Genomic DNA, 12,569 nt, shown 5'->3' with positions numbered 1-12,569 from the left:
CCATGTTCAAGCGTATCGCTCACACGGCTGGTTTCACGGGCCTGCTTGCGGCCCTGCTGCTGACCCTGCTGCAGAGTTTCTGGGTTGCGCCGCTGATACTGCAGGCTGAAACCTACGAAAAAGCCCCGGCCGCCGAGATGCACGAGCATGCCGACGGCGCCATCGCCGGGCATGTTCATGACGAAGAGGCCTGGGAACCTGAAGATGGCTGGCAGCGGGTGTTGTCCACCACCGGCGGTAATCTGGTGGTCGCCGTGGGCTTCTCGCTGATGCTGGCCGCGCTTTACACCTTGCGCAGCCCGAACAGCGCTCGCCAGGGCGTGCTGTGGGGTTTGGCGGGTTTCGCCGTGTTCGTCCTCGCGCCGACCCTCGGCCTGCCACCGGAATTGCCGGGCACCGCGGCCGCCGATCTCACGCAGCGGCAGATCTGGTGGGTCGGCACCACCGCCTCGACCGCTGCCGGACTGTCGCTCATCGTGTTCGCCCGCAGTTGGCTATTGAAAGCCCTGGGCATCGCCATTCTGGTGGTGCCCCATGTCGTCGGCGCGCCGCAGCCTGAAGTGCATGCGGCATTGGCGCCCGAAGCCCTCGAAGCCCAGTTCAAAGTGGCCTCGCTGGTCACCAATGCGTTGTTCTGGGTCGGCATGGGCGTAGTCAGCGCCTGGCTGTTCCGTCGGCACGAAGCAGCGTCGACGCAGTCCGGTCTGAATCACGCGGCATGAGTGACGCCGGCAACCGGCCGATCCTTGTGATCGGCCTGGGCTGCCAGCGCGGCTGTCCGGCATCGGTGCTGCAGGGTCTGATCGAAGTGTGCCTGCTGGAACACGGCCTCAGCGTTCGCGACATCAGCGCCCTCGCTTCCATCGACAGCAAATCGAACGAGGCGGGATTGCTGGAACTGGCCGAACATATGCGCCTGCCACTGATGTTCTTCAGCGCCGACGAACTGAAAATCGTTGAATCGCAGCTGAGCCATCGCTCAGCCACAGCGTTCGCGCACACGGGTTGTCACGGCGTGGCGGAAAGCGCGGCACTGGTGATGGTGTCCCGACTGTCGAACGGCTCGTCCAGCCTTCTGATCGAGCGCCGCAAGAGCTCTTGCGCCACCTTCGCACTGGCCACCGGCATCGCTGCGTAGCGACCGGCGCGCATCTCTGGAGATTCCATGACCGTTTATTTCATCGGCGCCGGCCCCGGCGATCCTGACCTGATCACCGTCAAGGGCCAGCGCCTGATCCGCAATTGCCCTGTGATCATCTACGCCGGATCGCTGGTACCAGCGGCTGTGCTGGAAGGCCATCAGGCGGTGCAAGTGTCCAACAGTGCCGAATTGCACCTGGACCAGATCATCGCCTTGATGAAATCCGCTCATGCAAACGGGCAGGACGTCGCCCGCGTGCACTCCGGCGACCCCAGTCTGTATGGCGCCATCGGCGAGCAGATTCGCTGCCTCAAAGCCCTGGGCATCCCGTTCGAGATCATTCCCGGCGTCACTGCCACGGCGGCATGCGCAGCGCTGCTGGGCACTGAACTGACCCTGCCGGACATCTCCCAGAGCGTCATCCTGACGCGTTACGCGGACAAGACCGCCATGCCGCAGGGCGAGTCGCTCGGCGAACTGGCGCAGCACCGGGCGACGATGGCGATTCACCTGGGCATCAGCAATCTTGGCAAGATCGTTGCCGAGCTGACACCGCATTACGGAGCAGACTGCCCGATCGCCGTGGTCCATCGCGCCAGCTGGCCGGACCAGGACTGGGTGTGCGGGACGCTGAGTGACATCGAAGACAAGGTGAACGCCAAAGGTTTTCGCCGCACCGCGCTGATCCTGGTGGGCCGTGTGCTGGGTAACGACGTGTTCAGCGAGTCGTCGCTGTACCGCGCCGGGCACGCCCACGTGTTCCGGCCGTGACCTGGATCGAGGTCCGATCCGTTTTTGATGCTGGAAGGAATTCGTAGACGCCTGGCTTGCCGACGATGTGCTGCGCAACAGCATCGAACCGACTGTCTCGACCTGACAGGTTTCATCACAGCGCTTGCTGCCGGTACCGGCAGCTCGCGCGGAGGCGGCCCAGAGACAAGCCAAGCGCCTGCAGGGAATCTGTACCCAGCAAAAAGCCCCGAACCAGTCGGGGCTTTTTGAAGGAGAAAAACCGCTTAGTAGTAAGCGTTTTCTTTCTGGGTGTGGTCAGTCACATCACGCACGCCGGCAAGCTCGGGAATCCGCTCCAGCAAGGTGCGCTCGATGCCTTCCTTGAGGGTGACGTCGGCCTGGCCGCAGCCCTGGCACCCACCACCGAATTGCAGCACGGCAATGTTGGCGTCGTCTTCTTCAACGACATCGATCAGCGTCACTTGCCCGCCATGACTGGCCAGACCCGGATTGATTTCGGTCTGCAGGTAATAGTTGATGCGCTCGTTGATCGGGCTGTCGGCATTGACCATTGGCACTTTGGCGTTCGGCGCCTTGATGGTCAGCTGACCGCCCATGCGGTCGGTGGCATAATCGACCACGGCATCGTCCAGAAAGGCCTCGCTGAACGAGTCAATCCAGGCCGTGAAGCTCTTGAGGCCGATGGCCTTGTCTTCCGGTTTCTCTTCGCCAGGCTTGCAGTAAGCAATGCAGGTTTCAGCGTATTGGGTGCCAGGCTGGGTAATAAACACGCGGATGCCGATGCCCGGCGTGTTCTGCTTTTGCAGCAGATCGGCCAGGTAATCGTGGGCGGCATCGGTAATCGTAATAGCGGTCATGAAAATTCCTCGCAGACGTGGGGCGGAGTTTACGCCAATCGACGGCGCCTGACAAAGCCCTACTATTCTGGTCAGGTAAAGATCAGGGAAGCGCCGCTTCCTTCACTCCTCTCCTGCCGTCCAGCCAGGCTTTCATCCGGCGGTACAAACCTTTTTCGATCCACTCGTAACTCAGCCATGAGCCCAGTGCGATCACCGGCACACAAACGGCGAACACCGTATAGGGATCGAAACCATAGCGCTCGCTGGCCAGCCAGCCGCCGTAAAGCACCAGCACATGGAGCAGATACACCGAATATGAGCAGTCGCCCATGATTTTCAAAAGGCGACTGCCGCGCAAGTACGGCTCCAGCGAAATACAGGCCACCACGATCACCGCGCTGGGCAAGCCCCAGTTAACGATGCGCAGGTCCGGCGGCAGCTGTTTGATCGACAGCAATGCGCCGCCAATCGCCAGCAGTGGCAGCCAGAGGCGCTCGGTGATCCAGCCACGGCGGTAGATTACCCCGATGCCGATGCCCAACAGGAATTCATAAACGATATCGTTGGCATAGAAACGACTGATCAGCCCCGAGCGACCCAGCACGTCGGTCACTGCGAACAGCGCAGCCGCGATGATCAGCGGGCGCAGACGCTGCTGGAACAGGAACACCGTGGAAAACAGCACGTAGAACAACATCTCGTAATTCAACGTCCAGCCGACATTCAACGTGGGATACAGGCCGTAACCGCCCGGGTTTTCCGAAGGAATGAACAGCAGCGAGAGGATGAAGCTCTGCCAGTCGACGACCTGATGAGGCAGCAGCGGATGCGCCACCACCACCAACAACCCCATGACCACCGTGTAAAGCCAGTACGCGGGGACGATCCGGATCAGGCGATGGAGCATGAAGCGGCTGGCCGGAATGTCCTTGTCGACCGTCGACAGGTAGATGACCAGACCGCTGATGACGAAGAAAATGTCGACGCCGACAGCGCCTTTTTCAGTAAAAAAACGGCCGATCGGGCCGCTTGGATGGAAGTCGAAAAAAATCTGCATGAAGTGGTGACACACAACGGCCCACGCGGCGAGTGCCCGCAGGGCTTGAACCGAAATCAACATCTGCAACCTCTTGCTTACTCTGGTTTGACCCACGATCCCGGACCTCGAAAAGGTCATGCTGGCGGGACGACTCACAGGGTCCGAGTCAGGTTTGGGCAAAAGGTTCGGCAGGTCTGACGGGCTGCATAATGGCTGCAGGCCATGTTTTACAAGGGCTTTGCAGTTTCGCCTCGTACTGGCGGGACGTAGCGGAGGTTGGGTCGGGCATGAAAAAACTGTGGGCCTGAGCGGGATTACGAAAGCGAATTTTCAACCCATTCACCTCCACAGCCTGCACCGGCCTCTTCCCGGCTGAAGCCGATCCTACAACGGAGCAGGCTTTTTCGTAGGATCCGCTTAAGCCGTTCCCACAGGCGCCGCAAACTTTCCGTAGGACCGGCTTCAGCCGGGAAGGTGTCCGCTGTTACGCCGCTGATCGAAGGGGGCGTTATAGACCGCCGACTTACTTGCGCGAGTGATCACAAAGCGCCAGTTCCTGCGGATCAGAGATTCTCATACCGATTCATATCCAGCACCCCCGCCTCCCGCGGTTCAGTCTCCTGTATATAGCGGTCCAGGTCGTGGAAGTACGTCCAGAACAGCGGATGGCTGCGGCGCACACCCCAACGCTGGACGATGCGTTCGAACGCAGGCTTGTCGTCCCGGGCCTGCTCCATGGCGTCGACGAACGCGCTGACTTCGCTGGCCGGAACGTTGAAGATGAAGTTGGGGTAGCTGCTGAGCACACCCGGATAGATCGTCAGGGTGTCCAGCCCCGGCTGATAGCGGTAAACCTCGCCGAGCAGAAACGCCACGTTACTGTGGGCGCGATTGCGCAGCATGCTGTAGACCATCCGTTTGCCGCTGCCATCCTGAATGCGCAGCATCGTCGCCTCAGGCAACTGATTGATGACCTTCAGGCCTGCCGCAGGTCGTGAAGCCAACCGGCTGAGCGATTGCTCGACCTCACTGAAAACCGGGTCCAGCCCTTTGCGCGAACAATAGGCGCCGCTGCAGCGGTTGATCGGATCGGGCGTGGCGTTCAACGTGCCCGCACGCTCGATCAGCTTGCGTTCGAAATCCCGCTTGGGATGCTCCTCGTCCAGCTTCATGCCGGTTGGCGTGTCGTTATCGATGGCCTGGTAATCCAGCCACATCTTCACTTTGCCAGTGTTCTGGTACCAGCTGCCGAGGATGTCGTCGCGTTTGTCGGCCGGCATCAGACGCAGGAAATTGACTTCGGCGCCGTTGCGGATCAGGTCGAAATACAGCCGCGTCTGCACCTGATGAGACACGTTGCCATACACGTCGAAATTCACCACCAACTGATAATACGTGCGCTCCAGCAGCGGGTAGTCGAACAGCCACACGGTGGTCGGCAGATCGCCGATCAGCCCTTTGTTGACGGTGGCGCTGTCGAAGTGACGGAAGATGGTCAGCAACGCGTTGTCGTTGCCGGCCCACAGCGTGGCCCAGCCGGGCGGCGGCATATGCGCGTAGGCGTCGCTGCGCAGGTCCTCGTACTCATTGCGCTTGTCACGGTAGTCGTGCCAGAGGCTGAGGACGCTGCCGACATCGTCATTCTGCCCCGGCATCGCCAGCAACGGCGTGGCTTTGGCCCGGTAAGCGGCATCGGTGATGTAGCGGTCGTGTGCCGGCTCCTGGAACAAGGCCCAGAAGTGATCGCGGATCACGTCGGTGGCGATCTGTCCCCGGCACACAGGGCCGCGGATGAACGTGCGCACGAAGTATTCGGCGTTGTCCAGCATGAACTGGTAACGCGCGACCGCAGGAATTTCCTTGAACGTATCGAATGGATTGGCGCGGCGTTGCGGCCCATAGCCTGGCAATTCCGTGGCATGCCAGTTGCCGCTGTAGAACAGCTGCTTGACCCGCGCCAGTTTCTGCGGCCCCATCGGGTAGGTGATGTGGGTCTTGTGCACGATCACGCCTTGCACCGGCATCAAGCGGTAGTAAAACGTCGTGCCGGGATCGTCATCGGGACGCCGGGTGGCGATGAGGTCCACAGGCTCGCCGCTGGGCGTGCGCGAACGTACCCACTGGAAGAAATGCCCCTGCTCACCGTCGGTAAAGTAGATGTGCGCAAGAAACAGGTGCTCGTAGAGCCAGCGCGCCACCAGTGCTTCGGTGGAGCCGGGCCGGTTGAACAGGTTTTCCCATTCATTGATCTGCGCCGCCTCGCCAGCGCTTGGCTGCACCGGCGTCTGTTCCACCGGTGCGCCCTGCGCCAGCCAGCTCTGCAAGGTCGTGTACTGGGCGTCCGTCAACCCGGTCACAGCCAGCGGCATGCCCTGCCCCGGATGCGACCTGGCGTAACCTTCGAATTCTTGCGGCAGCGGGCACATGTTTTCGCGGTTGAGCCCCAACACGATGTCGTCAGGCAGTCTGGCGTTGGGCACCAGTGGCGCGCTGTGGCCAAGTTCAAGCATCTTCGCCATCAGCGCGGCCTGATTGCTCTGCCCATCGAGCACTGAATAAAAGCCCTTCCTGCGCCAGGCATCAGGGCCTTGCGCGTCATAAAAGATCCGCGTGGGCGCCACGGCCTGACTGCGATCGCCCTGATACACCGGCACTTTGGATGCCCCGCGCGACACGCCTTCCGCGCTGCCCAGGTTCAACTGACAGGCCGCGTCGTTGCATGCATGGCAGGCGACGCACTTCTCGGTAAAAATCGGCTGGATGTCCCGGCTGTAAGAAATAGCCGGCGAAGCGGTGGGCGACTGCGCCAACGCTGCACCGCATGACAACAGACCCACACACAGGGCGAACAAGCGATGCAACATGGAACGGGCGTCCTGAAAATAAAAAACCCGTCAATTCTACCCGTGGCGAACCGATATCAACATGAACAGAATTCATGTAAATCTGGTAACGGTTTAAAACGATACAGGTTTGCTATTATTTCGCACTTTTCAGCGACACCCTATTTCGTACTTTTTCATCCGGGTAACCCTCATGTCAGATCGCAGCGCGCGTCTTCAAGCACTTCAGCAGGCTCTCAAAGAGCGCATTCTGATTCTCGATGGCGGCATGGGCACCATGATCCAGAGCTATCGACTGGAGGAAGAAGACTATCGCGGCAAGCGTTTCGCCGACTGGCCCAGCGACGTCAAGGGCAATAATGACTTGCTCATCCTCACCCGTCCGGATGTGATCGGCGCGATCGAAAAAGAGTACCTGGACGCCGGCGCCGACATCCTCGAAACCAACACCTTCAACGCCACCCAGGTGTCCCAGGCCGATTACGGCATGGAAGCGCTGGTCTACGAGCTGAACGTGGAAGGCGCCCGGCTGGCGCGCAAAGTGGCCGATGCAAAAACCCTCGAAACGCCGGACAAGCCGCGTTTCGTTGCCGGCGTGCTCGGCCCGACCAGCCGCACCTGCTCGCTGTCTCCGGATGTGAACAACCCCGGCTATCGCAACGTCACCTTCGACGAACTGGTCGAGAACTACACCGAGGCGACCCGCGGCCTGATCGAAGGCGGTGCGGACATGATCCTCATCGAAACCATTTTCGACACGCTGAACGCCAAGGCGGCGATCTTCGCCGTGCAGGGTGTGTTCGACGAGATCGGCCATGAATTGCCGATCATGATCTCCGGCACCATCACCGACGCCTCGGGCCGCACGCTGTCGGGCCAGACCACCGAAGCCTTCTGGAACTCGGTGCGTCACGCCAACCCGCTTTCCGTCGGCCTGAACTGCGCGCTGGGCGCCAGTGAGCTGCGGCCGTATCTGGAAGAGCTGTCGAACAAGGCCGACACCCACGTTTCGGCGCACCCCAACGCCGGCCTGCCGAACGAGTTCGGTGAGTACGACGAGAGCCCGGCCGAGATGGCCAAGGTCGTCGAAGAGTTCGCGCAAAGCGGCTTCCTGAACATCGTCGGCGGCTGCTGCGGGACCACGCCTGCGCACATCAAGGCCATCGCCAACGCCGTTGCCCGGTACGCGCCGCGCGCCATTCCGGACATTCCCAAAGCCTGCCGACTGTCAGGCCTGGAGCCGTTCACCATCGATCGCCAGTCGTTGTTCGTCAACGTCGGCGAGCGCACCAACATCACCGGCTCCGCCCGCTTCGCCCGCCTGATCCGCGAAGACAACTACACCGAAGCCCTGGAAGTCGCGCTGCAACAGGTCGAGGCCGGTGCTCAGGTGATCGACATCAACATGGACGAGGGCATGCTGGATTCGAAGAAGGCCATGGTGACCTTCCTCAATCTGATCGCCGGTGAGCCGGACATTTCCCGCGTCCCGATCATGATCGACTCCTCCAAATGGGAAGTGATCGAGGCCGGCCTCAAGTGCATTCAGGGCAAGGGCATCGTCAACTCGATCAGCATGAAAGAAGGCGTCGAGCAGTTCATTCATCACGCCAGGTTGTGCAAGCGCTACGGCGCGGCAGTGGTGGTCATGGCCTTCGACGAAGCCGGCCAGGCCGACACCGAAGCGCGCAAGAAGGAAATCTGCAAACGCTCCTACGACATTCTGGTCAACGAAGTCGGCTTCCCGCCGGAAGACATCATCTTCGACCCAAACATCTTCGCCGTCGCCACCGGCATCGAGGAACACAACAACTACGCGGTCGATTTCATCAACGCCTGCGCCTACATTCGCGACGAGCTGCCGTATGCGCTGACCTCCGGCGGCGTATCCAACGTGTCGTTTTCGTTCCGCGGCAACAACCCGGTTCGCGAGGCCATCCACTCGGTGTTCCTGCTGTACGCGATCCGCGCCGGGCTGACCATGGGTATCGTCAACGCCGGTCAACTGGAAATCTACGACGAGATTCCGAAGGAACTGCGCGATGCCGTCGAGGACGTGGTGCTCAACCGCACGCCCAACGGCACCGACGCGCTGCTCGCCATCGCCGACAAGTTCAAGGGCGATGGCTCGGTCAAGGAAGCCGAAACCGAAGAGTGGCGCGGCTGGGAGGTCAACGAGCGGCTCAAGCACGCACTGGTCAAGGGCATCACCACCCATATCGTGGAAGACACCGAGGCGTCGCGCCTGACCTTCACGCGCCCGATCGAAGTCATCGAAGGGCCGCTGATGGCCGGCATGAACGTGGTCGGGGACCTGTTCGGCTCGGGCAAGATGTTCCTGCCGCAGGTGGTCAAATCCGCTCGCGTGATGAAGCAGGCCGTGGCCCACCTGATCCCGTTCATCGAAGCGGAGAAAGGCGACAAGCCGGAAGCCAAGGGCAAGATTCTGATGGCCACGGTCAAGGGCGACGTGCACGACATCGGCAAGAACATCGTCGGCGTGGTGCTGGGCTGTAATGGCTACGACATCGTCGACCTGGGCGTGATGGTGCCGGCGGAGAAGATTCTGCAGGTGGCCAGAGACGAGAAGTGCGACATCATCGGCCTGTCCGGCCTGATCACGCCGTCGCTGGACGAAATGGTCCACGTCGCCCGGGAAATGCAGCGGCAGAACTTCAGCCTGCCGCTGATGATCGGCGGCGCGACCACGTCCAAAGCGCACACGGCGGTGAAAATCGAGCCGAAATACAGCAACGACGCCGTCATTTACGTCACCGACGCCTCGCGCGCGGTGGGCGTGGCGACCCAGTTGCTGTCCAAGGAGCTCAAAGCCGGATTCATCGAGAAGACCCGCGCCGAATACGTCGAAGTGCGCGAACGCACCTCGGCGCGCAGCGCACGCACCGAACGCCTGAGCTACAGCGCGGCCATCGCCAAGAAACCGCAGTTCGACTGGACCTCCTACGCGCCGGTCAAGCCGACCTTCACCGGTGTGAAGGTGCTGGAAGACATCGATCTGAACGTGCTGGTCGACTACATCGACTGGACGCCGTTCTTCATTTCCTGGGATCTGGCGGGCAAATACCCGCGCATCCTCACCGATGAAGTGGTCGGTGAAGCGGCGACTTCACTGTTCAACGACGCGCAAGAGTTGCTGCGCAAGCTGATCGACGAGAAGCTGATCCGCAGCCGGGCAGTGTTCGGTTTCTGGCCTGCCAATCAGGTCGATCACGATGACATTCAGTTGTTCGACGACAACGGCCGGCCGCTGGCGAAACTGCATCACTTGCGCCAGCAGATCATCAAGACCGACGGCAAGCCGAACTTCTCGCTGGCCGATTTCGTCGCGCCTCGAGACAGCGGTGTGACCGATTATGTGGGCGGCTTCATCACCACCGCTGGCATCGGCGCCGAGGAAGTGTCCAAGGCCTATCAGGACAAGGGCGACGATTACAACGCGATCATGGTCAAGGCACTCGCCGACCGTCTGGCCGAAGCCTGCGCTGAATGGCTGCACCAGCAAGTGCGTAAAGAGTACTGGGCCTATGCAACCGACGAGCAGTTGAACAACGAAGACCTGATCAAGGAAAAGTACGTTGGTATCCGCCCTGCTCCCGGCTATCCGGCCTGCCCGGACCACACCGAGAAAGGCGTGTTGTTCGACCTGCTGGACCCGACCCAGGGTGACGGCAAGCCTGGCATCAGCGGCGTGTTTCTCACCGAGCACTACGCCATGTTCCCGGCCGCCGCCGTCAGCGGTTGGTACTTCGCCCACCCTCAGGCGCAGTACTTCGCGGTGGGCAAGGTCGACAAGGATCAGGTGGAAAGCTACAACGCCCGCAAAGGCCAGGACATGCGTGTCACCGAGCGCTGGCTGGCGCCGAATCTGGGCTATGACGAGTAAGCCAATGGACTGATCAACCTGCAAGAGCGTTTGCCCGCGACAGGGTCGTGTCAGTGGTTCAACGCCCGCTGACACTGCACGATCGGGCAAGCGCCACCGCAGGCGCTCACCGATTTACGACTATCCTTCCTGCAGACCTTCCACGATGGACTGGAGGATGTCATGGACAAACCGGACGAAGACCCGTCCGCCACGCCTGCCGACGGTACGCCACTCACTTTCTGGCAGATGCTGCACAGCGTCACGGCCGCGGCGTTTGGCGTTCAAAGCCAGCGCAATCGTGCGCGGGATTTCAGTCATGGCAAGCCGGTGCACTTCATCCTGCTTGGCGTTGCCTTCACGGCCTTCTTCGCGCTGGCCCTGCTGGGCATCGTGCAACTGGTGCTGTTTTTCGCAACTCGCTGAGCCAGATCGGCTTCAGTCCCGAGGTCCGACGTTCACGAAGGGATAGCCCACACCGGCGGGACTGCGGCCTTCGATAAATTGACGCACGTCAATGTCGTAGTCGTCGCGCTGATTGGCCTGGATATAAAACGCGGCGTCCTTGCGCTCCCTGATCCGCATCGCGCGCACCCGCCAGTTGCCGATGCGCTGGCGCACCGAGGGCTCAGCCTCGTCGTAATCATGCAGCAGCACGAGCGCCCAGCCACCCAGCGTGAAGTGGCCACCGACCACCACGTTCAGCAGTCCGTCCCGTTGCGCCTGCAACGCGGCCGTCGAATCGTTGATCGTCCCGAGCAGAACGTCCTTTCCAGGCTGCTGGCCGGTTTCGCGAATGGCATCCATCACCCCGAATGCCATCTGATCGCTGGCCGTCCAGATCACGCTGATATCCGGATAACGCTTGAGCAGCACTTGCGCCTGTTCATGCGCGCGGTCACGACGCCAGCCGCCAAGCACGATCTGGCGCAGGCGCACATGTGGATATTCGGCGAGCGCCCGGTACAGGCCACGCTCGCGCTGCAGCGAGACCGGCGTGCTGTTGGTCCCGGAGAATGCAAGGATTTCGACGGGTTTGCCCGGCGCGGCACGTGACTGCGCTTCGATCAACTGCTGGCGACCAGGTAGCCGCCCTCCTCGTCATTGGCGACCAGGCTGCCGAGAAAGTCGGGGTAGCGATCCGGAAGGTGCCCCAGGATGCTCAGTTGATCCTCCGTGAAGGTGTTATTGACCGCCAGCAGCCGAACCCCGCTGCCCACCGAAAGCCGCAGGATTTCCGGAGCCACGTTCAGCTCGTTGGAGAACACCAGGTAGTCCGGCCGCTCAGGCCCCGACAGCGTCTGGCGTGCCAGCGTGAGCAAGGCGCGGGTGTCGCGGTGGGTGTAGTGAATTTTCAGGCTCATGCCAAGCCGGTCGGCAGCCGTCTGCATGAACCTTGAATAGCTTGACCAATAAGGGTCCGGTGCCGAGCCGGGATTGAGGAAAACCACCGATGCCGCGCACGCGCCGCTCGACCACATCCCCCACACCAGTAAAAGGAGGCAGCCATTGAAAAACCTGATCATGGACACCCCGCCTTACGCCAAAGGACACTCGGCAGGTCTGAAAATCCAGACCCGCTCCTATCCTATCGGCAGCTGTCGGCGATTGTGTACCCGACTTGAAGGCAAAGTGCCTGAATTACTGGTGGCTGACCCAGAAGATGGCAGCACCTACGACGAGAATAATGATGAAGAGAATTGCCCAGGCATCCACATGGCTGTCGGACTTGGCAACTTTAGGGTGGTTGTTACTCATTGCATCGCCTCTTGTCAGTTCTTATTGGTGATTGCAGATGGAGCAGGCGGCGGACGGTTGACCGCAGCCATTGCCAGAGTAAAGTTGACGCTTCCCCTTACCACAAGTGGGGTCATGAGTAGCCGATGAAGTGCTTAGCACTTTCAGTTATTTACTTATATTCAAACATCACTTTTGCGCATATCTACAAACTGGTAACCTCCCCCGGCTCCTTATGGGGCTGCGCGACCGTGCGCGCAGATTTGTTCAGCGGCCTGAAACCCTTGCGACAACGCATCGCCTGCTTCGGGCCGTCTAAGCAGCAGTGAACCGC

9 protein-coding genes and 1 pseudogene are annotated in these 12,569 nt (G+C 60.9%); 6 read left to right on the top strand and 4 right to left on the bottom strand.

Features of this window, described 5'->3' with window-relative positions; all coding sequences use genetic code 11:
- Window positions 1–2: 2 nt before the first annotated feature.
- From BMZ10_RS02315 to cobM, 3 genes are read left to right on the top strand one after another with little or no spacing between them, the layout of a single operon-like run.
- The gene (locus tag BMZ10_RS02315; protein WP_093458436.1) at window positions 3–722 is read left to right on the top strand and encodes a CbtA family protein; all 720 of its coding nucleotides are present in this window, start codon (window positions 3–5) and stop codon (window positions 720–722) included.
- Window positions 719–1,138, top strand: a complete 420-nt coding sequence (locus tag BMZ10_RS02310; RefSeq protein ID WP_093458435.1) for a cobalamin biosynthesis protein — start codon at window positions 719–721, stop codon at window positions 1,136–1,138. Before BMZ10_RS02315 ends, BMZ10_RS02310 begins: the two co-directional genes overlap by 4 nt.
- A 27-nt stretch (window positions 1,139–1,165) precedes the next feature.
- Window positions 1,166–1,912, top strand: coding sequence for a precorrin-4 C(11)-methyltransferase (gene cobM / locus BMZ10_RS02305; RefSeq protein ID WP_093458434.1), 747 nt, complete (start codon window positions 1,166–1,168; stop codon window positions 1,910–1,912).
- A gap of 245 nt (window positions 1,913–2,157) precedes the next feature.
- Here the strand turns inward: cobM and nfuA are convergent, their stop codons facing one another.
- The 3 genes from nfuA to BMZ10_RS02290 all read right to left on the bottom strand — a co-directional run bounded on the left by nfuA (window position 2,158) and on the right by BMZ10_RS02290 (window position 6,636).
- Window positions 2,158–2,751 (bottom strand): Fe-S biogenesis protein NfuA, encoded by a 594-nt coding sequence (gene nfuA, locus BMZ10_RS02300; protein WP_093458433.1) that lies wholly within the window; start codon window positions 2,749–2,751, stop codon window positions 2,158–2,160.
- 82 nt (window positions 2,752–2,833) lie between these two features.
- On the bottom strand, window positions 2,834–3,853 hold the full coding sequence (locus tag BMZ10_RS02295) for an acyltransferase family protein (RefSeq protein ID WP_093458432.1): 1,020 nt from the start codon (window positions 3,851–3,853) through the stop codon (window positions 2,834–2,836).
- Between the two features lie 482 nt (window positions 3,854–4,335).
- Window positions 4,336–6,636: a fatty acid cis/trans isomerase gene (locus BMZ10_RS02290; protein ID WP_093458431.1), complete on the bottom strand. Its 2,301-nt coding sequence runs from the start codon at window positions 6,634–6,636 to the stop codon at window positions 4,336–4,338.
- 172 nt (window positions 6,637–6,808) lie between these two features.
- Between BMZ10_RS02290 and metH the strand changes: the two genes are divergently transcribed.
- On the top strand, window positions 6,809–10,519 hold the full coding sequence (metH, locus tag BMZ10_RS02285) for a methionine synthase (RefSeq protein WP_093458430.1): 3,711 nt from the start codon (window positions 6,809–6,811) through the stop codon (window positions 10,517–10,519).
- A gap of 162 nt (window positions 10,520–10,681) precedes the next feature.
- Complete coding sequence (locus BMZ10_RS02280) at window positions 10,682–10,924, top strand: DUF2970 domain-containing protein (protein ID WP_093458429.1); 243 nt, start codon at window positions 10,682–10,684, stop codon at window positions 10,922–10,924.
- 12 nt (window positions 10,925–10,936) lie between these two features.
- On the opposite strand, the pseudogene BMZ10_RS02275 reads toward BMZ10_RS02280, so the two are convergent.
- Window positions 10,937–12,024: pseudogene (locus BMZ10_RS02275) on the bottom strand (ABC transporter substrate-binding protein).
- On the opposite strand from BMZ10_RS02275, the gene BMZ10_RS27630 reads away from it, so the two are divergent.
- Window positions 12,008–12,385: a hypothetical protein gene (locus tag BMZ10_RS27630; protein WP_177182012.1), complete on the top strand. Its 378-nt coding sequence runs from the start codon at window positions 12,008–12,010 to the stop codon at window positions 12,383–12,385. The pseudogene BMZ10_RS02275 and the gene BMZ10_RS27630 sit on opposite strands and share 17 nt — an antisense overlap.
- Window positions 12,386–12,569: the final 184 nt, after the last annotated feature.

Origin of the sequence: Pseudomonas sp. NFR16 (assembly GCF_900108875.1) — a bacterium.
In the GTDB taxonomy this organism is placed as follows: domain Bacteria; phylum Pseudomonadota; class Gammaproteobacteria; order Pseudomonadales; family Pseudomonadaceae; genus Aquipseudomonas.
This window is presented reverse-complemented; position numbering and strand designations above follow the sequence as displayed.